This window comes from Xanthomonas sp. CFBP 8151 (genome assembly GCF_011761885.1).
GTDB classification, from domain to species: Bacteria; Pseudomonadota; Gammaproteobacteria; order Xanthomonadales; family Xanthomonadaceae; genus Xanthomonas; species Xanthomonas arboricola_B.
This window is the reverse complement of sequence record NZ_JAASQZ010000003.1, coordinates 109,343-134,991: the sequence shown is the minus strand read 5'-3', so window position 1 is coordinate 134,991 and position 25,649 is coordinate 109,343. Positions and strand designations below refer to the sequence as shown.

Sequence of the window (25,649 nt, the reverse complement as noted above, 5' to 3'; positions counted from 1 at the left end):
CGGCGGATACTAGCAGACCGGGCGCGTGCGTGACACGCAGTCAATCGCGACATGAAAGCGTGGAACGCGCGCAACGCGTGGAACAACAATCGCACAGCACTGGCCATGTGCAGCACAAAAAGAAACGGGCAGCTTGCGCCACCCGTTTCCGCCTTTATCGGTTGTACTCCGCAAGCTGCATCACCTGGATGCGCCTGGGTCGCGCACGCAGCTTATGCGGCGCTCTTCATCGCATGCTTGCGATTACGCATCACGTCGTGGCATGCGCGCACTTCCGGCAGCAGACGCAGTGCGGCGTCGCGCGCGGCGGCCGGGGTGTCCTGGTCGGCAATGGTCTCGTCGAATGCCTTCAACAGGCGGTCTTCGGACTCTTCCAGCTCGGCAACGTAGCCGTACTTGGTATCGCCCAAGGTGGCGCGGACCTTGCCGTAGAACTGCTGCATGCCGCCGACCATGGTGCCGCTGGTTTCCGGCTTGCCGCCGACCGACGCAACCACACTGCTCAGATTGCTGACGATGTCGGACTTGACGCCAGCGATGCGGCGGAACAGCGTTGCAAGTTCCGCATCGCCCACCTTGGCAGCCGCTTCTTCGTAGAAGTCCTTGCCGTCACGGGAAATGGCGATGAGGTCGTTGAGGCTGTGCTCGGTCTTGCTCTGAATGCTCATGTGTCGCTCCTGGTTGCGATGGGCCAGCGCTGCGCGGTTACGAATGCGTTTGCGCTGGCTTTCGGAGATGAGGCAATCGATGTGCTGATTGCATGCCTTGTGTGTTGTGTACGTGTGTTGTGTACGGCCTCAGCTTGGCGTGCCGCACATAATCGACATGTGAGTGATGTGGGGATTGTCCTCACGCGATCATGCAGGCAATGAATGGCGATTCATCGATGCCAAGATCAGGTCAAACTGACTTCGGTTGCCGGCTCGCCCACATATTGTCGACCAGGTTGGGATACGGCCGACCGGCCTCCTCGGCACGCTGCCTGGCGGCGGCCTTTTGGCTTGCTGTCAGCGGCGTGGATGCGGATTTACCCTTGGGTTTTGGGCGCTTCCATGGCGGTGGCGTGAAGTCGGTCATGGCGCTGTATGGCCTGTCTGCGGTGGTGCATGCAGTCTCGACGTGCGGTCGTGAGTTGGCCGTGGATGCAGCCCTGCGTCATGCATGGGGACCAACCTCGCAGCGAGCACGACGTCGGCCAACGCTGCCGCTCGTCAATATCCCTGCATCAGGCAGTAGAGGCCTGGCAACGCCTCAGCGGCTCGCCAGCCACGCACGCTGGCGGCGCTCCTGCCAGACCGCCAGCGCATACACCAGCAAGCCGCCCAACGCAGTGGCCGCGCCCACATAGCCGGTCGAGGTCCATCCCCACCCGGCCGTGATCGCCATGCCGCCCAGCCACGGGCCGAGCGCGTTGGCGGTATTGAACGCGGCATGGTTGGACGCCGCTGCCAGGGTCTGCGCCTCCGCGGCCACATCCATCAAACGCGTCTGCAGGGCAGGCGCCAGGGCGCCCATGGTGCCGACCGCCACGATGGACACGAACACCCACAGGCCCGACTGCGCAGCCAACGGAAAGGTCAGCATCACCACCACCGACCACACCAGCAACACCGGCACCGCGCGGAACTGCATGCGGTCAAACAGCCAGCCGCCCAGGATGCTGCCGAGCACGCCGCCGACCCCGAATGCCACCATCGCCAGCGGGATCCGTGCCGGCTCCACGCCGGTCACCGCGGTCAGGGTGGGCGCCAGATAACTGAAGACGCAGAACATGCCGGAAAAGCCCACCGCGCCGATCGCCAGGGCCAGCCACACCTGCGGCCGATTGAACGCGCGCAGCTCACGCAGCGGCTGCTGCCGCGGCTCGTCCGGGGCAGGCGGCAGGCGCGCCGCCACTGCGGCAACCGTGCACAGTGCAAGCACCGACACCGCCGCGTAGGCCCAGCGCCAGCTCACGATCTGGCCCAGCCAGGTCGCCAACGGATTGCCCACCAGCAAGGCAATGCTCAGGCCCAGCAATACCCGGCCCACTGCAGTGGCGCGTTGATTGGGCGGGCTGATCGACGCGGCCACCAACGAAGCAACGCCAAAGTACGCGCCATGCGGCAATCCAGCGATAAAACGGCACAGCAACATCATGTGATAGCTCGGCGCCAACGCACTGGCGAGATTGCCCAGCGCGTAGAACACCATCAGCAGCAGCAACAAGGTGCGCCGTGGCCAGCGCGCGCCGACAATCGCCAGCAACGGCGCACCGACCACCACGCCCAGCGCATAGGCGCTGATCACGTGGCCGACCTGCGGCTCGCTGATCTGCAGGCCCTGCGCAATCTGGGTCATCAGGCCCATGGTCGAGAATTCGCTGATGCCGATCGCAAAGCCGCCCATCGCCAACGCAAACAGGATCAGCACGTAATCGCGCCGGGACACGCGCGGCGTTGAAAGCTCGGTATCGGACATGCCCGACTCCACAATGACGGGGCGGCCTAGTATTGTGCAACGCAGCAATCCACGAAAGCACGGTGCATGCCGCGATTCAGCGCCAGGCCCCGGCACATCGACATTTGGCCGCTTTCGACGCGACAGGAGACGCTGTGTCCCATCGCCAACGCTCGAATCCGCTTTGGCCCGCCACCATCGCTAAGGGGCACTCGCGATCGGCGCGGTGTCGCGCCTGGCGCGTGATCCATACCCAATTGGTTGCTGATGTCCAACTCCACTGAATCCCCGTTGTTCTCCCCCGTGCGCCTGGGCGCGCTGGATCTTGCCAACCGCGTGATCATGGCGCCGCTGACGCGCAATCGCGCCGCCGCCGGGCAGGTACCTTCGCCGCTCGCCGCCGAATACTACGGCCAACGCGCCAGTGCCGGCCTGATCGTGGCCGAGGGCACGCAGATCAGCCCGCTGGGTCAGGGCTACCTGGATACGCCCGGCATCCACACCGCCGAGCAAGTCCAGGGCTGGCGTGCGGTCACCGATGAAGTGCATCGCCGTGGCGGCAAGATCGTGCTGCAGCTGTGGCATGTGGGCCGCGTCTCGCACACCAGCGTGCTGCCGCCGGGCGAAGCGCCGGTCGCGCCCAGCGCCATCCGCGCCGAAGGCAAGACCTACACCAAGGACGGCTTCCAGGATGTCTCCGAGCCGCGCGCGCTGGCGCTGGACGAAATCCCCGCCTTGATCGAGGACTACCGCATCGCTGCGCGCAACGCCATCGATGCCGGCTTCGACGGCGTGGAAGTGCACGCGGCCAACGGCTACCTGCTCGACCAGTTCCTGCGTGACGGCTCCAACCGGCGCACCGACGCGTACGGCGGCGACATCGAAAACCGCACCCGCCTGCTGACCGAAGTGGTACAGGCGATCGCCGATCAGATCGGTGCCGAGCGCACCGGCGTGCGGCTGTCGCCGGTCACGCCGGTGTACGGCATGCACGACTCCGATCCGCAGCCCCTGTTCGAGCGTGCGGTGGAGCGTCTCAACCTGATCGGCGGGCTGGCCTTCGTGCACGTGATCGAAGGCGCAACCGGCGGTGCGCGCGACAACGTCGCCTTCGACTATGCCGCGTTGCGCGCAAAGTTCGACGGCGCCTGGATCGCCAACAACAGCTACGACAAGGCGCTGTCCGACCACGCCATCAACAGCGGTTACGCCGATGCGATCGGCTTCGGCCGGCCGTTCATCGCCAACCCGGATCTGGTGCGTCGCCTGCGCGAGAACGCTCCGTTGGCCGACCTCGACCAGGCCACCCTGTACGGCGGCGGGGCCAAGGGCTACACCGACTACCCCGCTCTGCCGGACTAAAAGCGGCTAAGGGCCTACTTCGCAGCCGCCAGGCGGGCGCGGCCGGTGCACGGAATCGGCATGTACCACTTGTACACTCCGGTTCCAAGCGCGCCGTCCGCACCCACCTGACGACTGCTCGCTATGATCTGTTGGTCGCTCCATGTCCCGCCGACACAGCGGCTGCGCCGGCATCATGCAAGCGCAGCCGCTGCACCGGATCAGTCCATCTTTGTGTACACCGGAGCAAGCACGTCGTGGCCCGGCGTTCCGTGTGAGCGCAATACGTCGCCTATGCCCGACTGCCATCGCGATGCGGCGGCCATCGTGCATCTGCCAAATCAATCGTTGAACCAGCGCGCAAGACCAAGCGCCTGTGCGTGCTGCACCCCAGGCTCGGCGAAGACGCCAAACGCGTACACCGTACTCTCCCCGCGCGACGCCGGCACCTTCGCATCGCAGCGACACCGGCAACACCCCCATGACGCGCTCGCCCTGCCCCGCTAGGATCGTGCCGACACTGCTTTCTGGAATGCCGATGCGGCCCCTGCTCACTGCTGTTGTTTTCTGCTCGCTGCTGGTCTGCGGGCCGGCCCTTGCGGTGCCGTTCTGGGGCGCGCGGCAATCCAGCCCTGCCGAAACGGCACCGGCCGATCTGAAGCCGGGCGAATGGATCTGGGGCGGCGTCAGCAAGGGCTGGGGGCCGATGGCGGTGATCGTCAGCCTCACCGAGCAACGCGCGTATGCGTATCGCAACGGCATCCTGATTGGCATGTCCACCATCAGCTCCGGCAAGCCCGGGCACGAGACACCGACCGGCGTGTTCACCATCCTGCAGAAGGACAAGGACCACCGTTCCAGCCTCTACAACGCCGCGCCCATGCCCTATCAGCAACGCCTGACCTGGGACGGCGTGGCCCTGCATGCAGGCGGCCTGCCTGGTTATCCGGAATCGCATGGCTGCGTGCATCTGCCATCGGAGTTCGCGCGGCTGCTGTTCGACAATTCCAACATGGGCATGGTGGTGGTGGTCGCGCAGGCCGGCGTGGACGCGGACGCGGTGGTGCATCCCCGCGCGCTCAGCCCGATCGACCCGGCCACCGGTGCGCAGCGGGCATTGCTGCCGCTGCCCAACGGCCAGAGCTTTGCGTGGCAGCCGGAGCTGGCGCCCAACGGCCCGATCTCGATGCTGGTCAGCAGCAGCGATCAGCAACTGGTGGTGTATCGCAACGGCGTGGAAATCGGACGCGCGCAAGTGGCATTGCGCGCGCAGACCGGCGCCGCGCCGCTGGGCACGCAGGCGTTCATCGTCGGCCAGGGTTTTCTGCCTGGCGAAGTGCCCGGCTTGCCCGGTCAACGCATGCCCAACTGGATGCGCATCGGCATCCCCGGCAGCAGTGCCGCGGCAGGACAGGCCCTGGATGCCGACGCCATCGCGCGGCTGCAGGTGCCGCCGGCATTCCTGGCCGGCCTGCTGCCGCTGCTGACGCCTGGTGTGGTGCTGGTCGCCACCGATCAACGCGTCCTTCCCGAAACCACCGGCGGCAAGCTGCAGGTGCTGGATTCGGATCCGCCCCAGGCACCCTGAGCACGAGCTGCGCCGCGCTATCGCAGCGGCGAGTTGCAAGCTGCGCGTGAGATTGCGCGCGCACATGCTGGCAGCCCGGCAGCGGCATGCACGCGTATGCGCGGGCGGTGCCGAGCGCTGGCAGCCCGCCCGGCATTGTTGAGCGAGCCGACGCGCGTTGCTGCGATTGTCGGCGCGGCTTGCTTGGCAGATGATGCGGGCATCCCTCATTGCCAAGGATGTGCGTGATGCGTCTACTCACTGCGGTTCTGCTCGGCAGCACGCTATTTGGTTACGCGTCCTCCACCGTAGCGGCCGACGTAGCGGCCGAGCCGCTGCGCCCGGCCGCACCGAACGCCGAGTGCCTGGATGCGCGCAAGGTGACGGAGCTGCATCAAGCCGATCCGCGCACGCTGGCAGTGGCCGAACAGGGCGGACGGCTGTTCCGCATCCGCCTGGCGCAGGACTGCCCGCAACTGGCCGCACACGCGGATGCGAGCCTGCTGGCGGCGCACGGCTGGGTCTGCAACGGTGCGCCGGCATACGTGAGTTCGGGCCAGCAACGTTGCGCGATCAGCCAGATCGCCACGCTGAGTGCGCGCGAATACGCCAGTGCGGCCCGGCAACGCGACAGCGGCATCCCGACCCTGGACGGGGTCAGCGTGCGCGAAGCGCGCCGGCGCAATTTCGCCGGTTCGTCCAGCTACTGCTTCAATCCCAGCATGCTGCGTTCGTGGTCGGAAGACGGCCAGGGACTGGTGGTGGAAGTCTCGCCACGTCACCCCGGCACGCATCGCCACTACCGGGTCGAACTGATGGACAGCTGCCGCGAACTCAGCGGCGCGCCGCCGATCCGCTTCGTCTCCGGCATGGGCCTGAATGCGATCTGCGGCAATCCCGGCGACAAGGTCGATGTGCTCGACGAAATGGCACTTGCCGGCGCGGCTGCCGGATCCGGCCAGCAGGGCGACCTGAGCACCACGCGCGGCGGCCTGGCCGCGCGGATGCGCCTGAGTTGCACGGTGGCGGCGGTGTATCCGCGCGATTGAGCATGCCGCAACGCAGGAGCGCGCCTGCGCGCGACGAAGCGTTATCGAGCATGCCTGATCGCGCGCAGGCGCGCTGCTACACTTGCCGCATGCGGTGTTGCTGCCTCCGCAACAGCCTCAGGCCTTGCGCAGAAAACAGGTCTTCAACACCAGGCCCTTGATCTTTTCCGAATTGCCTTCGATGTGCTCGGCATCGTCTTCGACCAGGCGGATGTTGCGGATCAGCGTGCCCTGCTTGAGCGGAATCGACGAGCCTTTGACCTTCAGGTCCTTGATCACGCTCACCGTGTCGCCGGCCTGCAGCAGGTTGCCGTTGCTGTCGCGCACCTCCATCGCAGGCGCGGCGGATTCCCCCGCGCTCCATTCGAAGCCGCAGTCTGCGCAAATCCACAACGCGCCATCGGCATAGGTATTGTCCAGGCCACATTGCGGGCAGGTGGGAACGGAAGACATGGGATTCCTAAGTTCAAAGCGGGCGTGGATTGTAGCCTCCCGGCCGCGCGATCACGTCTCCGGCACGGCGCCAGCGCGATAGTGCGCCGCTTGTCGAATGCCTTGCAGGTCGCGTGTGTCCAACCAATCGGTTCCCCAAGCCCCCGGCGCTGCGCCAGCACCCACCGAGCCCGCGGCTGGCCAAGCGGGCGCGGCAAAGAAAACCGGCTCGCATCTGGTCGTCTATGTCGCGCTGGCCGGCAATCTTGCCATCGCGGTCGCAAAATTCATCGCCGCAGGGATTTCGGGCAGCTCGGCGATGCTCAGCGAAGGCGTGCACTCGCTGGTGGACACCGTCAACGAAGTGCTGCTGCTATACGGCCTGCGCCGCGCCGCGCAGGCCCCCTCGCCGACCCATCCGTTCGGTTACGGACGCGAGCTGTACTTCTGGAGTTTCATCGTTGCGCTATTGGTGTTCGCGATGGGCGCAGGCGTGTCGCTGTACGAAGGCATCGTGCATCTGCGCAATCCCGAGCCGGCCAAGAGCCATCTGGTCGCCTACATCGTGCTCGGCGTGTCGATCGTGTTCGAAGGCATTTCCTGGGTGGTGGCATTGCGCGAATTCCGCGCCAAGAAAGGCCGCATAGGGTATTTCCAGGCATTTCGGCAAAGCAAGGACCCCAGCACGTTCACCGTGCTGCTTGAAGACAGCGCCGCGTTGATCGGCTTGTTCATGGCGGTACTGGGCCTGGCCGGCGCGCAACTGCTGGACATGCCCGAACTCGATGGCATCGCCTCGATCGGCATTGCCTGCGTGTTGGCCTTCACCGCATTCCTGTTGGCGCGCGAGACCAAGGGCCTGCTGATCGGTGAACCTGCGCATGCGCACGTTACCGAATCGCTGCTGCGCATTGCCGCCAGCGATCCGGATGTGCGTGCTGCCAACGGTGTGCTGACCATGCAAATGGGCCCGAACCAAGTCATCGCCACCCTGAGCGCCGAATTCGAAGACAGCCGCACCACGCCACAGATCGAAGCCTGCGTCGGGCGCATCGAAGCGGCCGCCAAGCGTCAGCACCCCGAGCTCACCGCGCTGTTCATCAAGCCGCAGACGCCGGAAACCTGGCACGCACGCCGCGCCCAGATCGAACGTGGTGCCGAGAAGGATTAGCGCACTGCAGGCACTGGAATTCGCGCATCGCGCGATGCGACCGAACGCTGCACCGTGACGCGCATCGACCGGCCCACGTTCCAGCACCGAGGCGTCGCGCAGAATCTGTTGCATCACAGGGGTGCCATCGTCACCACCAAGCTGATCCTCGCCATAACCGCAGCTCCGGCAGCGGTTGCACCATCCGGGTCGATTGCCTACGGTATGCGGGCACCACCTCTTGGCGTCGTGAGTCAGCCGACGCATTCCACTCGATCACCGTCATGGAGGTTTCCAATGGAAATCAGCCAGGGTCGCGTTGCGACCATTCATTACACCCTTTCCGACGACAGCGGCCAGGTCCTGGACCGCTCGACGCCGGACACGCCATTGAGCTACCTGCACGGCGCCGGCAACATCGTGCCCGGCCTGGAACAGGCACTGGACGGCAAGCGCGTCGGCGAGACGCTCACTGCCGATGTGGCGCCCGAACAGGGCTATGGTCCGCGCCATGAACAATTGATCCAGCAGGTGCCGCGCGAGGCATTCCCGACCGATGTCGAGGTCGTGCCGGGTGTGCAGTTCGAGGCGCGCACGCAACAGGGCCCGGTCCTGGTCACCGTCACCGAAGTCGGCGCGGAGCAGGTCACCGTCGACGGCAACCATCCGCTGGCCGGGCAGACCCTGCACTTTGCGGTCGAAGTCATCGAGGTGCGCGAAGCCACCACCGAAGAACTGAACGAAGGTCAGGTCGCCAGCATCGCGGCCTGATCGGGTATGCCGTGTGCCTGCGGGCATGCGGCAATTCGGCTGCTGCGCCGTTGGAACGCAGCGCGACCGGCGTCGCCGGCGGCAGAAGTAGTAAAGTGCGCGGCCCGCCCACAGGCCCGCTTGCATGAAACTCGGCATCGACTTCGGTACCAGCAATTCCGCCGCTGCGGCGATCGTCGATGGCCAGGTGGTGCCGGTGCGTTTCGGCGAGGCCTTGCAGTTCCGCACCACGGTGTACTTCCCCGAGACCATGCGCGACCCAGACGATTTCAGCCTGACGCCGGCGCTGGAGTATGAGGTCGAACGGCTGATCGACTCGGGCCGTCGCGACGCCGCCGCGGCCGGACGGACGTCCAGCACCGACAGCCTGCGCCGCGACGCGATCCGCATTGTCCGCCGCCAGTGGATGGAAGAGCAGGTGCGCGAACCGCGCAGCTCCGCCGCCCTGCTGCAGAACGCGGTCTACGGCGACGAGGCGCTGGATGCGTACTTCCTGGAAGGCGAAGGCAGCCTGGTGCAGAGCCCCAAATCGATGCTGGGCTACAACCTGCATCCGCGCGCACGCCAGACCATCACCGGCATCGCCACGCATGTGCTGGAACACATCCGGCTCACCGCCTCGCGCCAGTTCGACATCAATATCCGCAGCGCCACGCTGGGCCGTCCGGTGCAGTTCCGCAGTTCCATCGGCGAGGCCGGCAATGCGCAGGCGCTGGAGATTCTGCGCACCGCCGCCATCGCGGCCGGCTTCGACCACGTGGATTTCCTCGAAGAACCCGCAGCGGCCGCGATGCATTACCACGTCAGTCACGACAGCCGTCACGACACCGTGGTGGTGGACATCGGCGGCGGCACCACCGACATCGCCCATGCCAGCGTTGGCGGCAGCGCCGCGCCGCAGGTGCACCGCGCCTGGGGCATCGCGCGCGGCGGTACCGATATCGATCTGGCACTGAGTCTGGCCGCCTACATGCCACTGTTCGGCCGCGGCATCACCCGCGTGCCCACCCACCATTACGTGGAAGCGGCGATGGTGCAGGACATGACCCGCCAGCGCGAGTTCCGCCTGCACAAATACCAGGACGTCCCCGCCCCGTTCGACAAGCGCCTGCAGGCGCTGCAGGACACCGGCAACACCGCGCGCCTGTATCGCGGCGTGGAAGCCTGCAAGATCGCGCTCAGCGAGCGTGACCAGCATCAGGCCGCGCTGGATTTCATCGAACGCGGGCTAGCGGTGGAGGTGCAGGCCAGCGCATTGATTGCGTCCGCTTCCAGCTATCTGGGCGAACTGGGAGGCTTGCTGGCGCAGGTCCGTGCCGACCTGGATGCGCCGCCGGCCACGCTGTTTCTGACCGGCGGCATGTCGCGTGCCGGCTATATCCGCGACACGGTGGCCGCCGCGTTCCCGGAATCGCGCCTGGTACAGGGCGATCCGTCCTTCGGCGTGGTGCAGGGTCTGGCCTGGGCGGCGGCAGACCAGGCCCGTCCGTCGGACGGTTAACGCAACCCACGCCCGTATCCCTTACAATGCACGGTTGCTGCATGCCGCTTAGCCGTCTTGTCAGCAAGGCACGCTTGCCGTGCCACCGCGATTGCGCACCGAACGCGACCGCACCTCTCGACACCGCTTCCGCGCGCGCCACCCTAGCCGCACGCGGTGTCACCGCACTTCCCCGCTACAGGAGGCCACATGGCACGTCCCGCGACCAAGCAGAAATCCCAGCCCAGCATCGCTCGCAGCGAAGGTAAGTCGCAGCCGCTCAGTCGTGAGCGCATCGCTGCCGACATCGCCGCGTTCCGCAAGACCGGCGGCCGGATCGAAGTGCTCACCACCAACTTCGGCCCGGCACGTAACGACGGCGACAAGATCGCCTAAGCGTTACCCGCAAGCAGAAGCGTCGTACCAACGTGCCACCGCAAGGTGGCACGCTCGTTTGCGGTGCTGGTTGGCGCAGGCGATCAGTTGCCGTAATCGACGCGTACCGAACCGGAATGCGATTCCACCTTGATGTCGCCGTTGCCGGCCCCCAGCCGGGCTTTCAGGCGCTTGCCCGGGCCGTACTCCGGCCGCTCCACCTGCCCGGCCACCGAACGGATGTCGCCGCTGAACACCTCCACCTGCAACGCTGCCGACACGGTGCGCGGCACGCCCAGGCTGATCGAACCGCTGACGCTCTCGGCAGCGATGCTGCCGCCCGGCGCCAGACCGGTCACCGTCAGTGCCGTCCCGCCGGACACGCTCTCGGCGCGCAACTGCGACACCTGCCCCGCGCCAACCCGGATCTGGCCAGAGACGGACTCGACCGACACCACGCCGCTGGCGCCGGTTGGCGCATCGATCTGCCCGCTGACCGTGCCCAGGCTCAGCCGTGCGCTGGCCACCGTGCTGCGCAGCGCGCCGCTGACCGTTTCCAGGTGCGCTTCCCCGGCGCGTCCGGCTGCGACCACATCGCCGCTGACCGACTTGAGCTGCAACCGCGCCAGATCGACCTGATCGACATCCACCGAGGCACTCACCGCCTCCACCTCCAGCAGCGCCGCGCGCGGGACCCGCAGTTCCAGTTGGGCGCCCTTGCTGTTGCGGCCGTTGCGCGGATAGACCACCTCGAACTGCAGCCGGTCCGGGCTTTCATCCACCTGCAGGCGCTGTCCTTCGCCCAGGGTGCCGGTCAGCGCCACGTCGTCGCGGTCCCAGCCGCGCACGCGGATTTGCCCGGCGATGTTGTCCAGCTCCACGCGTCCGCCGCGCGTTAGCGGATGGGACTGCTTCACGGTGGTCTGCGCTGCCGCCGGCGCCGCGCAAAACGCGACCAGCAACAACACGGACAAATGGGCGTAACGCATGGGCATGCTCCTCAGCTTGGAAAGGACGCCTCGCCCTGTGAGGCAAGACGGGTCAGTTGCAGGCGCTTGGCATAGGTGCGTTGCAGCTGCGACAACAGGAATGCAGAGCGCGGACTCTGCGCGATGGCGGCGTGGATGGCCTGCGCGCTCTGGTCCAGCTCGGCCAGCGCCGGGCGCAGGTCGGCCGGCACCTGCTGCACCGGCACTGCGTCGATGGCCTGCTGGTACTGCCCGGCCATTGCCTGTGCCTGCACCACCAAGCCAGCAGGCCGCGCCGACGCTGGCGCTGGCGCTGGCGCCTGCGTCGAGCGATCGAGGCCTGGCACGATCGCCACCACCGCCAGCGCGGCAGCAAGCGCCACACCGAACGCAGGCCAGACCCAGGCACGCCGGCGGCGCGGCTGCAGTGCAACCACGGTGGCGTGCGGCGTCAGTGCGGGCGCGATGCGCTCCCAGACCTGCGCCGGTGGCTGGCGTTGCTGCGGCAACGCACGCAGACGCGCGGACAAGGCGGCGTCATCGGTTGCGTAAGGATCGAGCGGATCGTGGTTCATGCAATGTCTCCCAGCCGCACGCGCAGCAGGCCGCGCGCGCGATGCAGTTGCGCCTTGGAACTGCCGACCGCCATCTGCAGTTGGTCGGCAATTTCCTGATGTTTCCAGCCTTCGATGTCATGCAAGACCAATACCGCGCGTGCACGCGGCGGCAGGGTCTCCAGCGCGCGCTCCAGATCCATCCGGGTGGCCTGGCAGGCTGCGGCGCCCGGAATGGCAGCGAGGATCTCGCCGTCGGCATCGTCCACCACATGATCTCCCGCAACCGAGCGCGCACGCAGCTCCATCAAGGCCGTATTGACGGCCAGCCGGTGCAGCCAGGTGCCCAGTGCGCTCTGGAAACGAAATTGCGGCAAGGCCTTCCACGCGGCAATGAAGGTCTCCTGCAGCACATCGTCGGCACGCGCCGCATTGCCCCCGCATAACCGCCACACCACCGCATACAGGCGCGGCGCATGGCGGCGATAGATGGCCTCGTAGGCGGTGCGATCGCCGCCGGCGGCGGCACGCGCCAGCGCCGCATCGTCGCGGCCGGCCGGACCGTCACAAGCTGGGGCATCGATGATGGGCATGGAGGTGTCGAGCATATCCACTTCGATGCGTCAGGCAGCGCAAAGGTTTAAACCGTGCCCAGGGTGTCGTTCGAGCACGGCTCTAAACCTTTTCGCCGGCCGCCGCATCCAAGCCTGCGATGGCGCAATCCTGCGTCGCATCGCTTGCGGGGAGCACGGCCATTGGCTGCTCCAGGCGCAGGCACCCTGATCGGACGTTGCCATGCCGCATGTTCTGGGATTACTGCTGAGCCTGTGCTCCACCCATTGCCCGGCCCCGCTGCCGATCGATGCGGTGCAGCTCACACTGACTCCTGCGCGCCTGCAGGTCTGCCTGCTGCACTTGCCGTCGACACGACTGTCGTGCGTCGAGCTGAGCGCACCGGCAATCTGGTTTCCGGTCCGCCGCGCCGAGCAGCTCTGGCGGCACGTGGTCGCTTTGTCGGCGCATGGCCGGCGTTCTACGCCCTGACCGGTTGCAGCGCCAGCGCTGGGGTTTCTGCCGCTGCCGCCGCAGCCGAGCGCGCATTCACCCCGCGCACCGGCTGCACGATGACGCCCCCGTTACAATGGGTGTTCTCCATGACCCTGCACGATGTGATGTCCGCGTCCGACACATTGCCCGCGATGATCCGTAGTCTGTTGCCCCACTGGAATGCGCAATGGCTGGCCGTTGCAGTGCCGACGGTCAAGATCGTGCTGATTCTCGCCGTTGCTGCGCTGGCGCGCTTGCTGCTCCGGCAATTGCTCAGGCGCCTATGTGCCCGCTACAGCCTGCCCGCGGAAATGATGATCGGCATCCGCCGGGTTGGGAGTTTCGTCATTTCGATCAGCGCAGTGCTGATGGTGCTGCACGTGATCGGCGTCTCCAGCGGCACCTTGTGGACAGCGTTCACCGGATTCGCAGCGGTCGGTGCAGTTGCGTTCTTCGCGGCATGGAGCGTGCTGTCCAATATCTTCTGCACCTTCCTGATCATCACCACGCGCCCGTTCCGCCTGCACGACCACATCGAACTGCTGGAAGGCGGCGACAAGCCTGGTTTGAAGGGCCGGGTGATCGACATCAATGTGATTTACACGACATTGGAAGAGACTGGCGATCACGCCGGTAGCGTGTTGCAGGTTCCCAACAGCCTGTTCTTCCAGCGCACCACGCGTCGCTGGCGCGAGGCCAGCCACTTCAACGCCAACTGAGACCGACTGGCAAAACCCGGCGAGCAGTTGTCAGCTGGCTTGATCGGGGCCGGGACACTGATAGAGCCGAGCAATGGACGCGTCAGCCTGGCAGCAGACGCAGTCGTTTTGCCGGCTTCTCTGAAGACGCCCCGCGGCAGTCAACGCAGCTGGCTGTCCTTGCTACCACGACGGTTGTAGCCGCCTTGCGCCGCCTGCTCAAGGTCGTGCGCTTGCTGACAGTTCACGCACAGGTGCACGCCCGGCACCGCCTTACGGCGTGCCTCGGGGATGGGTGCATCGCACTCTTCGCAGTGCGTCAGGCTCGGGCCCCGATGCAGCTGGCTCCGTGCGCGCTTGACCGCATCCTCGACGGTTGCATCGATCTGGTCCTGTACCGCCCCATCACCTGCCCATCCGGTCGCCATGTTCGCCTCGGCTTGTCTGCTCAGAACCGGAATATGGGCATGCGCGCGGGCAAATCCAAGCCGGACGTGCACAGCGCGCTCAAATCGGGTGCTTTAGCATCCGCTCATTCGCACCCTTCGAGGAAGTCGCAATGGAACAACACGTCCACCCGTTCTCCGAATTATTCGCCCAGCTGGGCCTGCCGTCCGATGAGGTCAGCATCCGCAGTTTCATCGATGAACATTCTCCGCTGCCAGGCGACATGCGCCTGGAGGAAGCGCGGTTCTGGACGCCGGCACAGGCGCAGTTATTGCGTGAAGAGCGCCTCGACGATGCCGACTGGATCGTGACCATCGATCAACTCAATATTGCCCTGCACACCACCGCCGAGGATACCGGCGTCTGATCTGCGCAAAAACGCGGCGATCGCCCTGCGCTAGACCTCGCTTGCGGCCCGGATTGTCGGTGGGTCGGTTCCCCAGATTGCAGCAACAAAAAAAGAGGAGCGGCCAATGGCCGCTCCTTTGCACTTCGGGTGATGCGTCCGGCATGCGAACTGCACATCAACGCCATGCCTGGGGCATCAGGTCACCTTTTTGGCGATCGTCATGCCGAGTACGAACAGCACGATGGCGATGATGATGCCGGCCCAAAACAGGAACTTGGCAATTCCCATCGCAGCACCGGCCATGCCGCCAAACCCGAGCGCACCGGCAATCAGTCCGATGATGGCGAAAATAATGGCCCACTTGATCATGTTTGTTGTCTCCTCATCCGGCGCGGTGCCGTGTTCAGTCGTGTGCTTGCGCGGTCGTGCCGCAAAACATGCATTGCACGCTACTCACCCGGATGTGCCGCATTCGTGAATACACCTGACACACGATGTCATAGTCACGCCTGTAGATTCGCCAGCAGCGCCCGCATCGGTGATCATGCGTACCTTGCAGCAATCGATTGGCATGGACACTCTTCGCTATCTCGCCGGTTACCCGCCCGCCGTCCTGGATCAGGTGCGCGAGCTAATTGCGCAGGACAAACTCGCACTGGTGCTGGCGCGCCGCTATCCGGATCGCCACTGCATCCGCACCGATCGCCAGTTGTACGACTACGTCAAGGCCATGAAGGAGCGCTACATGCGCTCCTCGCCCACCCTGCACAAGGCGCTCTACGACAACCATCTGCAGGTGGTGAAGCATGCGCTGGGCACGCACACGGCGATCTCGCGCGTCCACGGCAGCCGACTCAAAGCCAGCCGCGAGATCCGCATTGCCGCGATCTTCCGCGATGCGCCCGAACCGTTCCTGCAGATGATCGTCGCCCACGAGCTGGCGCATCTGAAGGAGGCCGATCACAACAAGGCCTTCTACCAGCTGTGCAACCACATGAGCCCGGACTACCACCAACTGGAGTTCGACCTGCGCCTGTATCTGACCCACCTGGCGCTGTCCACGGACGCCTGATCGCGCACCGGCAAGCGGAGGCTGCACGTCAGCGTCAGCACCTGTCCGGGGGGGCGACCGGTCACCGTGTGGTACGACCGGGCTGCACTGATCCTCGGCAATGCTGTGCTCCACCCGGCCTTGGGTAACATCTGCGCCTGCCCGAGGTTGAGCGCGACAGCGTTGGCGGCGTCTCCTAGAATGCGGCCATGCAGGCACCATCCCTCCAGCAGCTCGCCCACGCCGCGCAGAGTGCGCAACCTGCGGCAATGACGGCATTGGGACATGCGTTGGTGCGCGCAGGGCAGACCGAGCAGGCCCTGGACTGGTACACGCGTAGTGCAGCCGCAGGCGATGCCAGCGCGCAGATCGAAGCCGGCCGCATGCTGGCCTACGGTGTCGGTTGCGAGGTCGACGTGGCCCAGGCGCTGGAACACTGGCAACACGCCGAACGCCAGAATGTCGCGTCAGCGCGCTATCTGTTGGCGACCCTGGCCATCACCGACGACCGGTTGACGCTGGACACGCAGGCGGAATCCGGCTTGCACGCAGCGGCCGCAGTCGACTACCCGCCCGCGCTGCGCGCGCTGGCTATCCAGCACGGCCGGATCGACCACCCCGCGCAGCAACGCAGCTGCGTTGCCTTGCTGGAACGCGCCGCCGCAGCCGGCGATGCACTGGCTGCGGCGCTGCTGGCCGAACGCCTGCTGCGTGGCGAAGGCGTCCCGCCGCAACCCGAGGCTGCGGCGCAGCTGCTGCGGCAACTGCAACCGCTGGGTATTGCCGCGCCGCCCGCCGTGCGGATCACGCCACCGGATCCGGTCGGCAACGACCAGCGCATCGGTTTCGCTGCCCGACATGTCGCGACGCGCCGCCACGACGCGCCCGTGATCGAAGAAGTCTGCGGCGTGCTGTCTGCCGACGAGTGCCGCTTGTTGATGCTGCTGGCGCGGCCGCACCTGCGCGCCTCCGAGGTGGTCGACGCCGACGATGCGAGCACGCGCCGTGCGCCGATCCGCACCAGTCGCGGCGCCACGCTGGATCCCATCCTCGAGGACTTCGCCGCACGTGCGGCACAGGCGCGTGTAGCGGCCTGCGCGCAGCTGCCGCTGACCCATGCCGAAGCGCTGTCGGTCCTGTGCTACGCGCCGGGTGAGCAGTACCGCGCGCATCGCGACTATCTGCCGCCCGGCACGATCGCCGCCGACCGTCCCACTGCCGGCAATCGTCTGCGCACCGCTTGCGTCTACCTCAACGACGTCGACGCAGGGGGCGACACCGACTTTCCGGTCGCGGGCGTGCGCGTGTGTCCACGTGCCGGGTCGGTGGTGTGCTTCGACAATCTGCATGCCGACGGCCGCCCCGATCCCGACTCGCTGCACGCCGGCCTGCCGGTCAGCGCAGGGAGCAAATGGTTGGGAACCCTGTGGTTTCGGCAGCGGCGCTATCGGCATTGGTGAACAGATTCATACACCAGCCCCCGTCGACGTGGTTTAAAATGTTGCGGCGCGACGTGATCGGACAGGGTCTGCAAACGTCGCGTTTTTTGTTTCCCATTGCACGGGTTCCGGCCCGGCCTCAGGGAAGGCACATCACGCAGCCCCGCGGAGCCTTCGATGCTTTTCGAAACCCTCGACACCACCGGCCACGAGCAGGTGATCTTCTGTCACAACCGCGACGCCGGCCTGAAAGCGATCATCGCGCTGCACAGCACCCGGCTCGGGCCCGCGTTGGGTGGCGTGCGCATGCGCCCCTATCCCAATAGCGAGGCGGCGCTCAACGATGCGCTGCGGCTCAGCCGCACCATGACCTACAAGAACGCGTTGGCGGGATTGAATGTCGGCGGCGGCAAGGCGGTGATCATCGGCGACCCCAGGAGCGACAAGAGCGAGGCGCTGTTTCGCGCATTCGGCCGTTTTGTCGACACCCTTGGCGGGCGCTACATCACCTCCGAAGACGTCGGCACCGATGTCAGCGACATGGAACAGATCTATCTGGAGAGCGAGTACGTCACCGGCGTCCACCAGGTGCATCGCGGCTCCGGCGACCCGGCCCCATTCACCGCCTACGGTGCGTTGCAGGCGTTGATGGCTTCGCTCAATCGCAGGCTCGGCCACGAGGAAGTCGGCAAGGCCAGCATCGCGATCCAGGGCCTGGGCCATATCGGCATGGAGCTGGTGAAACTGCTCAAGGAGCGCGGCGCCAAACTCTATGTGGCCGATCTGAACCCGGCACTGGTGGACCGCGCGGTGGCCGAATACGGTGCAGAAGGGGTCGGCATCGAGGAGATTTATGAAGTGCCGGCCGATGTGTTCGCACCCTGCGCGCTGGAAGGGGCGATCAACGAAGACACGCTGCCGCGGCTGAAGGCCAAGATCATCTGCGGCACCGCCAACAACCAGCTTGCCAGCGCCGCCATCGGCGAAGAGTTGCACAAGCGCGGCATCCTGTATGCGCCCGATTACGTGGTCAATGCCGGTGGCGTAATGAACGTGTCGCTGGAGATCGACGGCTACAACCGCGAACGTGCGATGCGCTTGATCCGCAGCATCTATCACAACCTGGAAAAGGTATTCGACCTGTCCACCCGGCTGGGGGTAGCGCCGCAGCAGGCGGCCGACCAGATTGCCGAGGCGCGTATCGAGGCCATCAGCAAGCTCAAACTGCCGCTGGGCCGCACCGCACCGCGCTTTCTGCACAAGCTGCGCGGCGAGTGACCCACCTGTCCAGGCACGCTGCCCGGACAGGTGACCTACCGATCCACACGACCGCTCACCCAGGCCACGCGCCGATCAGAAATCGGCGCTGTAGCGCAGGCTCAGCGCGCGATCGTCGCCGCGCTCGCCCACCCGTTGGTCGTAGCCGAAGCGCAACTGGCTCTGCGGCCCCAACGGCGCGGCCGCGGTGATGCCGAACAGACCACCCGAGCGCGCCGGCTGCATGCCGCGCAACGGCGCCCAGGCGTCTACGCCGATGAAGCTGGCATCCAGCGTCAGGCCGTCGCTGCGCAACGCCTGCTGCCATTCGGCATAACCGCCGAGCTGCACGCCGCGCCAGCGATAGGACGAACGCAGGCCGGCCAGCACCTGGGTGCGCGAGGAGGTGCTGGCATCGGCGCGCAAGCCGAAGCCGTCGCCACCGCTTTCGCGGAATCCTTCGCTGCGCAGACGCACGTAATCCAGCCCCATATAGGGCGTCAGGCTGGCGCGCACGCCACCCAGGCGATACCCGGCTTCCAGGTTGCCGCTGAGGTAACTGCCGCTGTAGTCACTGAAGGCACTGCTGCGGTCTTGGCCCAACTGCAGGCTGCGCTCGATCTGCCGGTTGACGTTGCCGAACCCCAACTGGCTCAGCGTGTACGCCGACCCCAGCGTGGTGCCCCAGTACAGCTGCCCCTGCACCTGCCGATCGCGCCCGCGTGCACCGTCCAGATCGCCCAGGCTGTTGGAGCGCGTTTCGCCGAAGGCAAAGCCGGTGACTGCCCCCGATGCCAGGCGCAAGTCGTTGCCCATCATCCAGCCGGAGGTGGCGAATCCTGCGGTGGTCACGCCACCCTCGCCCGGCCCACCGAGCGCGCGTTGCCAGACGCCCAGCATGCGCGGCTGCTGCGACACCCCATCGAAATGCGAGGCCAACGCACGCCTGCCCAGATCGATGGTGTCGAAGGTCATCGCTGCCGACTCGGCATGCGCACGCCCGGACAGACTGCGCAGCGAAGCGGCGGCAGCCTTGGCATCCGGCGACTGCTGCAACGCCGCTGCGGCGCGGATAAACCCGCTGCTGATGCCGCCAGCGCCCTGCAGTTGCTGCGCATCCACCTGCTGGAACGCTTGTTCGACACGGATTGCCGAATCCATCGCCGCCGTACCGGTCATGCCAAGCGTGGCGGCAACTGCGGTGGCATTCAAGCTGCGCACGGCAAGGTACGCCGTATTGCTGTCGTACGTCAGCGAGGCATCCAGAAAGGTCACGGCCGCGCCGCGGCTGAGCGTGTCGAACGTGCCCTGCAATCCACTGCTGGCCTGCAACAGCGTGTAGGTGGCGTTGTCGACCACGTAATCGCGGCGGCCGAGTACTTGCAGATCGCCGGCAATCGTCGCGGTCCCGGTCACGTTCACCCGGTCGCCCACGTTCAACGCAAGGCGACCGTTGCTGGCCTGGGTGTAATTGCCCGTAATCGACAGCGTCGCACTGTTGACCTGCAGCGTGCCGGCGTTATCGACGCGTCCGCCGATCCTGCCCGCGCCGATCAGCGTTGCACCATTGGCGATGCCAACGCGCGCACTCTGCAGACTGGCCGTCTGCAAGGTGCCGCCCAGCACCTGGGTGTCGCCGTTGAACGTATTGGCGCCACTGCTCAACACCAGCGTGCCGGTGCCGCGTTTGGTCAGGCCACCGGTGCCACTGATGTCGTTGGCCCAGGTGGAACGCAAGGTGTTGACGGTGACATCGACCGTGCCCCAGTCAAAACGTGCCGGCCCCAGCACCGCCTTGCCGACATTGAGCAGGCCGTAGCCGAAGGTCGGGTCGACGCCGGCCGCACCCAGATCGGTGGCCGTTCCCAGTAGCGTCTGTCGCACCAGGTCGTTGTTGAAGTACGGAAACGCCTGCCACACCAGCGCAGCCGCACCGGAGACCAACGGCGCCGCAAACGAGGTGCCGCTACCGTAGAAGTAGCGGATATTGCTGGCGGTTGCATCCGGGTCGAGGAACATCGAAGTGCCCGGCGCCACCAAACAGTAGCGCATCGCCACGCCACAGGCATTGGAGTACGACGCCAGTTGCGTCGGATTGGCGGTATCCAGCGCAGCGACGACCAGCCAGCCGCGTTCCAGATCGGCAGCCGGCAGCGTGCCATTCGGGCCCAGTTGGCTGGGCAGCGCAGCGGTGTCGGACGGTTGCGATCCGGATTCGTTACCCGAAGCAAACACCACCAACCCATCGTTGCCGATGACGAACGGCCGGTATTCCTGCGCGACCTGATTGGTGACGGCCGGGTCGTTCCAATACAGCCCGCCCCAGGAATTGTTCATGATGCGCACGCCTGCGCTGATCAGATCGGCATGCACCGGACCCAGGCCAAGCGGGCCGTCGACCTCGTTGCCTTCGCCGCTGCCGTCATCGTCCGGTGCTTCGTCGCTGATGATGCGTGCCGACACCAGGCCGGCGCCACTGGCGATGCCGCCCGGCCACTGGCCCACCGCGCGCCCGGCTGCCAGTTGCGCGACCACCGTGCCGTGGCCCACGACATCGCCTGCGGCGACATTGTTCGTGCGCGGATCCACATAGATGAAGCTGTTACTGACCCGTCCCTGCAAGGCCGGATGATTGGTATTGATGCCGGTATCGATCACGCCGATGCGATAGCCCGCACCGGTGAACCCCAGCGCCTGCGCAGCGCGTGCGTTGGTCAGCGTCAAATGCGCGTCGAATGCAGGTTCCGGCGTCGTCGGCGGTGCGACCACCGGCGGAGGCGGCGGCGGCGGTGAAGTGGGCGGCGGTGGTGGCGGTGGCGACGTCGGTGGCGGTGCGGTCGGTGTACTCGGACGAATACCACCGCCCCCACCACCGCCGCCACACGCGGTCAATGCCACGGCCAACGCCGAGGCCAGGACAGTCCTGGCGACGTCTGTCTTCTTCATCTGATTGTTCTCCCCGAACCCATTCCATGGATAGGGCCCAAGCTCGGGCCCGAACGCCGTCTTTATACTGCATCCTCACACAACTGTCGCAGTCGATTGCGTAGCGGATGGCGCAACACCGGCGCGTGCTGGCGCGAACCCACCATGAGGCAGATAATCGTTTCACTTTAAACGGTATCTCCCCTATGTCCGACATCGTCATCGTTGCTGCCAAACGCACTGCCATCGGCTCGTTTCTTGGTCAATTCAACGGTGTGCCGGCGCCGACGCTCGCCGCTGCAGCGATCCGCGGCGCGCTGGCGCAGTCCGGCGTCGCGCCGGCCGACATTTCGGAAGTCATCGTTGGCTGCGTCCTGCCGGCCAACCTGGGCCAGGCGCCTGCACGGCAGGCGGCGATCGCCGCCGGTATTCCTACCTCGACCGGCGCCACCACCATCAACAAGGTATGCGGCTCGGGCATGAAGGCGATCATGTTCGGGCACGACCTGATCAAGGCCGGTTCGGCCAGCATCGTGGTCGCTGGCGGCATGGAGTCGATGAGCAATGCGCCGCATCTGCTACCCAATTCGCGCACCGGCAACCGCTACGGCAACTTCCAGGCGGTCGACCACATGGCCTGGGATGGTCTGACCAATCCCTACGACGGCCAGGCGATGGGCGTATTCGGCGAGGCCACTGCCGAGAAGTTCGGTTTCAGCCGCGCCGATCAGGATGCGTTTGCGATCGCCTCGGTCGAACGCGCGCAGGCTGCGCAGCGCAGCGGTGCGTTCGCCGATGAAATCGTTCCGGTCGCGGTGACCACGCGCAAGGGCGAGGTGGTCGTCGACAGCGACGAGCAGCCCGGTAAATCAGACATCGCCAAGATCCCGACCCTGAAGCCGGCCTTCAAGAAGGACGGCAGCGTCACCGCCGCCAGTTCGTCGAGCATCTCCGATGGCGCGGCGATCACCGTGCTCATGCGCGCAGACGAGGCGCAACGTCGTGGCATCGCACCATTGGCGCGCATCGTGGGCCATGTCACCCATTCGCAGGAACCTGAGTGGTTCACCACCGCGCCGGTCGCTGCGATCCAGACGTTGATCGGCAAGGTCGGCTGGCAATTGGACGAAGTGGACCTGTTTGAAATCAACGAAGCATTCGCGGTGGTGGCAATGACGCCGATCGCCGAGCTGGGCATTTCCCACGCGAAGGTCAACGTCAACGGCGGCGCTTGCGCATTGGGGCATCCGATCGGCGCTTCTGGCGCCCGCCTGGTGGTGACATTGGTGAATGCGTTGCGCATGCGCGGTGGCAAGCGCGGAATTGCGACTCTGTGCATCGGCGGCGGCGAGGCGACCGCCATCGCTATCGAATTGATTTAATTGTTTTTAACGGCGATTTTGCAAAACTGAATGCGCGCACGCTTGACACTGGTCTTTGGACCGTCATCATGTCGGGGGCGCGCAATAGCGCGTTGCCTAATCTAACGACGAGGATTGAAACAATGACCATTAACAAGCTGCTGATCGCAATGGCTCTGGGCCTGGCCCTGACCGCTTGCTCGAAGCCGGAACAGGCTCAGGACGCTGCTTCTTCGGCTAACGAAGCTGCTGCCGACGCTCAGACCGCTGCTGACCAGGCTGCTGCCTCGGGCTCGCAGTCGGCTGACGCCGCTCAGTCTGCTGCCAACACCGCTGCTGCTTCGGCTGACACCGCTGCTGACGCTGCCCAGGCTGCTTCCGGCGCTGCCACCGACGCTGCTGCCGAGCAGGCTGCCGACGCTGCCAAGACGGCTGAAGACACCGCCGAAGCCGCTAAGGACACCGCCGAAGAAGCCAAGAAGTAATCACTTCTTAGCTCCAAGCGAGTTCGGAAAAAGCCGCTGGTCTCCAGCGGCTTTTTCTTTGCCTGCGATTTACCGGTGATGGGCTGCGTCGCCGGCCAGCCGTCGAACCCGTGCCGTGTCAGGACATGTACAACGCATGCCGCCAACTGGCTGAACGGACAACAGCACATTGACGCCGGCTGCATCCGGCCCTGCATAAGCTCCGCCTTCCAACACCGGAACAGGAACAGGACCACCCATGAAGACGATCCGCATGCTGTCGTTGAGCGCCATCGCCACTTTCACTCTCGCCGCTTGCCAAGGCCCCGACGCTGAGCAGGCGCAACGCGACGCCGCCTCCGCTGCCAAGCATGCGGCGGCGGCGACCGAACAAGCCGCCGATCGCGCCGCCGTGCAGGCCAAGGCCGCCACAGCCGATGCACGCGTGGCAGCACGCGAACTGGCCGCCGACGCGAGCCGCGCAACCGCCAATGCCGCGGACGCCACCGCAGACAAGACCCGCGAGATGGCTAACAAGGCCGAGCAGAACGCCGACAAGCACGACGCTGAACATCCGCAGCGCTGATCGACCGCGTGACCGTGTCGACACTTTGCAGACGCGCCGGCCACTTTGCGCCGGCGCGTTCGCTTCCTGCCACCGGCGACCTCGTGTTGTCCATGCTGGCACGCTAGCATCCGCCCATGCCTGCCTCCTTTACCGTGCGCCGCCGCAACCAGCTGGCGCTGGTCTTTTCCGCGCTGGTCTTCATTGCCATCGGCGCCGGCATCTTCGTCGGCGCACGCCGCTCGCTGGCCGATGCTGCCTGGGTGTCCCATACGCATGAAGTGATCGGCCGGATCGATGAGATCCAGGCGCGCGTGCTGGACGCCGAATCGGCGCAGCGCGGTTTTCTGCTGACCGGCAACGATGCCTATCTGCTGGACTATCAGGCCAGCGTCGAGCGCCTGCCAATCCTGCTCGGCAACCTGCGTCGCCTGATTGCCGACAACCCCGCTCAGGTGCAGAACCTGGATACCTTGCGGCGGTTGGTGGAGATGCGACTGCAGCAGATCCAGCACGTGCTCGACGTGTACGTGCAGGCCGGTCTGGAGCCCGCGCGTGCCGGCATCCGGCAGAGCGCCTTCCGCACCACCAGTGCGATCCGCGAGCAAGCGCTGACCATGGTGCAACGCGAGCAGGAATTGTTGGTGCAACGCGCCGAAAGCAGCCGGCGCAGTGCGGCCTTGTTGCTGGCGCTGGCACTGGCCGGCATCCCGTTCGGACTGGCGGTGGTCGGCACCGTCTATGCCTTGCTGATGCGCGAACTGCGGCATCGCTCGCAGGCCGAGAAGCTGGCAGCGCAGGCCATTCGCGAGTTGGGCGACAGCGTCGTTGCGCTGCAACGCAGTACTGCCGATCTCAACCTGCTCAGCCGCTATACCGGCTTGCTGCAAAGCTGCATCAGCGCAGAAGAGGCGCTGGTGGTGACCAGCCGCACCCTGGCCAGCCTGCTGCCGGGCGTTGCCGGAAGCGTGTATCTGCTGCGCTCTTCGCAGGATCGCGCTGAGGCGATCAGTCACTGGGGCGAGCCGCTGGTGCACAGTGCGCCGCATCTTCTGCCTGAACAGTGCTGGGCGCTGCGCCGTGGTCAACCGCACATCATCGACGACCTGAGCCGGGACGCACCGTGTGCGCATATCGGCGCGCCCGAGCACGACACCTGCGTCACCACCGCATGCCTGCCGATGTCCGCGCAAGGCACCCAACTTGGATTCCTGTTCTTGTCTTCGACGGGTCCGGGGCCGATGCCACGTCTGGAGATCGCCGAGGCGGCCGCCGAACAGCTGTCGCTGGCACTGAGCAATCTGCGCCTGCGCGAATCGCTGCGCAGGCAGTCGATTCGCGACCCACTGACCGGGTTGTACAACCGCCGCTATCTGGAAGAATCGCTCAGCCACGAACTGGCGCGTTGCGCACGCCGTGGCCTGCCGTTGTCGGTGCTGATGCTAGACGTGGACCACTTCAAGCAATTCAACGACAGCCAGGGGCATGCCGGCGGCGATCTGCTGCTGGCGGCGCTGGGCGAGTTGCTGCTGACCCGGCTGCGTGCCGAAGACGTCGCCTGCCGCTACGGGGGCGAAGAGTTCACGGTCATTCTTCCCGAGGCCGATGGCGTCCGGGCACTGCGTGTGGCCGAGGACATTCGCGGCTATATCGCGGCCCTGGCAGTCAGCGACGGCCTGCGCTCGTTGCCGCGGGTGACGGCCTCGATCGGCGTGGCCAGCTTTCCGGCCGATGGTGAGTTGGCTGCGAGCCTGCTCCAGAAAGCCGATGCGGCCTTGTATGTCGCCAAGCATGGTGGCCGCAACCGGGTCGCGCGGCATGGCGCTGCCACGCACGCGCCGGACTGAGCAGGCGCGCCATCGACGTCGGTTTGCGTAATCGGTCACACAAAAGATCGGTTCACGCGGCGATAGTCGGTTT

General features: G+C 65.9%; 25 protein-coding genes and 1 other RNA gene. 17 read left to right on the top strand and 9 right to left on the bottom strand.

Annotation, left to right across the window (positions count from 1 at the left end; all coding sequences use genetic code 11):
* Nucleotides 1–212: 212 nt before the first annotated feature.
* Together FHT08_RS14750 and FHT08_RS14745 are read right to left on the bottom strand one after the other, a co-directional pair.
* Nucleotides 213–668, bottom strand: coding sequence for a PA2169 family four-helix-bundle protein (locus FHT08_RS14750; protein ID WP_047126648.1), 456 nt, complete (start codon nucleotides 666–668; stop codon nucleotides 213–215).
* 583 nt (nucleotides 669–1,251) lie between these two features.
* Complete coding sequence (locus FHT08_RS14745; RefSeq protein WP_166775542.1) at nucleotides 1,252–2,460, bottom strand: MFS transporter; 1,209 nt, start codon at nucleotides 2,458–2,460, stop codon at nucleotides 1,252–1,254.
* Nucleotides 2,461–2,706: 246 nt separating this feature from the next.
* Between FHT08_RS14745 and FHT08_RS14740 the strand changes: the two genes are divergently transcribed.
* The 4 genes from FHT08_RS14740 to FHT08_RS14725 all read left to right on the top strand — a co-directional run bounded on the left by FHT08_RS14740 (nucleotide 2,707) and on the right by FHT08_RS14725 (nucleotide 6,396).
* Nucleotides 2,707–3,801, top strand: coding sequence for an alkene reductase (locus tag FHT08_RS14740; RefSeq protein WP_166775541.1), 1,095 nt, complete (start codon nucleotides 2,707–2,709; stop codon nucleotides 3,799–3,801).
* Between the two features lie 60 nt (nucleotides 3,802–3,861).
* Nucleotides 3,862–3,938: non-coding RNA, sX9 sRNA (locus tag FHT08_RS14735), on the top strand.
* A gap of 374 nt (nucleotides 3,939–4,312) precedes the next feature.
* Nucleotides 4,313–5,368, top strand: a complete 1,056-nt coding sequence (locus FHT08_RS14730; protein ID WP_166775540.1) for a L,D-transpeptidase — start codon at nucleotides 4,313–4,315, stop codon at nucleotides 5,366–5,368.
* Nucleotides 5,369–5,595: 227 nt separating this feature from the next.
* Nucleotides 5,596–6,396 carry a hypothetical protein gene (locus FHT08_RS14725; RefSeq protein WP_243849050.1) on the top strand — a complete coding sequence of 267 codons (801 nt, stop codon included), beginning with the start codon at nucleotides 5,596–5,598 and terminating at the stop codon, nucleotides 6,394–6,396.
* Between the two features lie 117 nt (nucleotides 6,397–6,513).
* Here the strand turns inward: FHT08_RS14725 and FHT08_RS14720 are convergent, their stop codons facing one another.
* A complete protein-coding gene (locus FHT08_RS14720) occupies nucleotides 6,514–6,849 on the bottom strand; it encodes a zinc ribbon domain-containing protein YjdM (RefSeq protein ID WP_047125710.1) in 336 nt (111 codons plus the stop codon).
* Nucleotides 6,850–6,946: 97 nt separating this feature from the next.
* Here FHT08_RS14720 and FHT08_RS14715 point away from each other — a divergent pair, with 97 nt between their 5' ends.
* The 4 genes from FHT08_RS14715 to FHT08_RS14700 all read left to right on the top strand — a co-directional run bounded on the left by FHT08_RS14715 (nucleotide 6,947) and on the right by FHT08_RS14700 (nucleotide 10,625).
* Nucleotides 6,947–7,999 carry a cation diffusion facilitator family transporter gene (locus FHT08_RS14715; RefSeq protein WP_166775539.1) on the top strand — a complete coding sequence of 351 codons (1,053 nt, stop codon included), beginning with the start codon at nucleotides 6,947–6,949 and terminating at the stop codon, nucleotides 7,997–7,999.
* Nucleotides 8,000–8,275: 276 nt separating this feature from the next.
* Nucleotides 8,276–8,749 (top strand): peptidylprolyl isomerase, encoded by a 474-nt coding sequence (locus FHT08_RS14710; protein WP_166775538.1) that lies wholly within the window; start codon nucleotides 8,276–8,278, stop codon nucleotides 8,747–8,749.
* A 124-nt stretch (nucleotides 8,750–8,873) separates the two neighbouring features.
* Entirely contained in the window at nucleotides 8,874–10,250 is a 1,377-nt protein-coding gene (locus FHT08_RS14705; RefSeq protein WP_166775537.1) for an Hsp70 family protein, read from the top strand.
* Between the two features lie 189 nt (nucleotides 10,251–10,439).
* Complete coding sequence (locus tag FHT08_RS14700; RefSeq protein ID WP_010366034.1) at nucleotides 10,440–10,625, top strand: hypothetical protein; 186 nt, start codon at nucleotides 10,440–10,442, stop codon at nucleotides 10,623–10,625.
* Nucleotides 10,626–10,708: 83 nt separating this feature from the next.
* Here the strand turns inward: FHT08_RS14700 and FHT08_RS14695 are convergent, their stop codons facing one another.
* From FHT08_RS14695 to FHT08_RS14685, 3 genes are read right to left on the bottom strand one after another with little or no spacing between them, the layout of a single operon-like run.
* The gene (locus FHT08_RS14695) at nucleotides 10,709–11,593 is read right to left on the bottom strand and encodes a DUF4097 family beta strand repeat-containing protein (protein WP_104538164.1); all 885 of its coding nucleotides are present in this window, start codon (nucleotides 11,591–11,593) and stop codon (nucleotides 10,709–10,711) included.
* Between the two features lie 11 nt (nucleotides 11,594–11,604).
* Entirely contained in the window at nucleotides 11,605–12,147 is a 543-nt protein-coding gene (locus tag FHT08_RS14690; RefSeq protein WP_166775536.1) for a hypothetical protein, read from the bottom strand.
* The gene (locus tag FHT08_RS14685) at nucleotides 12,144–12,734 is read right to left on the bottom strand and encodes a sigma-70 family RNA polymerase sigma factor (RefSeq protein ID WP_104538166.1); all 591 of its coding nucleotides are present in this window, start codon (nucleotides 12,732–12,734) and stop codon (nucleotides 12,144–12,146) included. The genes FHT08_RS14690 and FHT08_RS14685 overlap by 4 nt, the downstream gene beginning before the upstream one ends.
* Before the next feature lie 564 nt (nucleotides 12,735–13,298).
* Between FHT08_RS14685 and FHT08_RS14680 the strand changes: the two genes are divergently transcribed.
* On the top strand, nucleotides 13,299–13,892 hold the full coding sequence (locus FHT08_RS14680) for a mechanosensitive ion channel domain-containing protein (RefSeq protein WP_046345878.1): 594 nt from the start codon (nucleotides 13,299–13,301) through the stop codon (nucleotides 13,890–13,892).
* Between the two features lie 140 nt (nucleotides 13,893–14,032).
* On the opposite strand, the gene FHT08_RS14675 is transcribed toward FHT08_RS14680, so the two are convergent.
* Complete coding sequence (locus FHT08_RS14675) at nucleotides 14,033–14,299, bottom strand: DksA/TraR family C4-type zinc finger protein (RefSeq protein WP_104538168.1); 267 nt, start codon at nucleotides 14,297–14,299, stop codon at nucleotides 14,033–14,035.
* Between the two features lie 131 nt (nucleotides 14,300–14,430).
* On the opposite strand from FHT08_RS14675, the gene FHT08_RS14670 reads away from it, so the two are divergent.
* Nucleotides 14,431–14,685 carry a DUF2789 domain-containing protein gene (locus FHT08_RS14670; RefSeq protein WP_104538169.1) on the top strand — a complete coding sequence of 85 codons (255 nt, stop codon included), beginning with the start codon at nucleotides 14,431–14,433 and terminating at the stop codon, nucleotides 14,683–14,685.
* Between the two features lie 177 nt (nucleotides 14,686–14,862).
* On the opposite strand, the gene FHT08_RS14665 is transcribed toward FHT08_RS14670, so the two are convergent.
* Nucleotides 14,863–15,036, bottom strand: coding sequence for a DUF1328 domain-containing protein (locus tag FHT08_RS14665; protein WP_003489471.1), 174 nt, complete (start codon nucleotides 15,034–15,036; stop codon nucleotides 14,863–14,865).
* 175 nt (nucleotides 15,037–15,211) lie between these two features.
* Here FHT08_RS14665 and FHT08_RS14660 point away from each other — a divergent pair, with 175 nt between their 5' ends.
* From FHT08_RS14660 to FHT08_RS14650, 3 genes are all read left to right on the top strand, one after another.
* Entirely contained in the window at nucleotides 15,212–15,739 is a 528-nt protein-coding gene (locus tag FHT08_RS14660) for a M48 family metallopeptidase (RefSeq protein WP_104538170.1), read from the top strand.
* Nucleotides 15,740–15,927: 188 nt separating this feature from the next.
* A complete protein-coding gene (locus FHT08_RS14655; RefSeq protein WP_166775535.1) occupies nucleotides 15,928–17,178 on the top strand; it encodes a 2OG-Fe(II) oxygenase in 1,251 nt (416 codons plus the stop codon).
* 156 nt (nucleotides 17,179–17,334) lie between these two features.
* Nucleotides 17,335–18,435, top strand: a complete 1,101-nt coding sequence (locus tag FHT08_RS14650; protein ID WP_104538172.1) for a Glu/Leu/Phe/Val dehydrogenase dimerization domain-containing protein — start codon at nucleotides 17,335–17,337, stop codon at nucleotides 18,433–18,435.
* Between the two features lie 75 nt (nucleotides 18,436–18,510).
* Here the strand turns inward: FHT08_RS14650 and FHT08_RS14645 are convergent, their stop codons facing one another.
* Complete coding sequence (locus FHT08_RS14645; RefSeq protein WP_166775534.1) at nucleotides 18,511–21,360, bottom strand: autotransporter serine protease; 2,850 nt, start codon at nucleotides 21,358–21,360, stop codon at nucleotides 18,511–18,513.
* A gap of 185 nt (nucleotides 21,361–21,545) precedes the next feature.
* On the opposite strand from FHT08_RS14645, the gene FHT08_RS14640 reads away from it, so the two are divergent.
* From FHT08_RS14640 to FHT08_RS14625, 4 genes are all read left to right on the top strand, one after another.
* Nucleotides 21,546–22,721 (top strand): thiolase family protein, encoded by a 1,176-nt coding sequence (locus FHT08_RS14640; protein ID WP_166775533.1) that lies wholly within the window; start codon nucleotides 21,546–21,548, stop codon nucleotides 22,719–22,721.
* 122 nt (nucleotides 22,722–22,843) lie between these two features.
* A complete protein-coding gene (locus tag FHT08_RS14635; RefSeq protein WP_104538175.1) occupies nucleotides 22,844–23,185 on the top strand; it encodes a hypothetical protein in 342 nt (113 codons plus the stop codon).
* Between the two features lie 238 nt (nucleotides 23,186–23,423).
* On the top strand, nucleotides 23,424–23,750 hold the full coding sequence (locus FHT08_RS14630; RefSeq protein ID WP_104538176.1) for a hypothetical protein: 327 nt from the start codon (nucleotides 23,424–23,426) through the stop codon (nucleotides 23,748–23,750).
* A gap of 116 nt (nucleotides 23,751–23,866) precedes the next feature.
* The gene (locus FHT08_RS14625; RefSeq protein WP_166775532.1) at nucleotides 23,867–25,576 is read left to right on the top strand and encodes a diguanylate cyclase; all 1,710 of its coding nucleotides are present in this window, start codon (nucleotides 23,867–23,869) and stop codon (nucleotides 25,574–25,576) included.
* The last annotated feature ends 73 nt before the right edge of the window (nucleotides 25,577–25,649 follow it).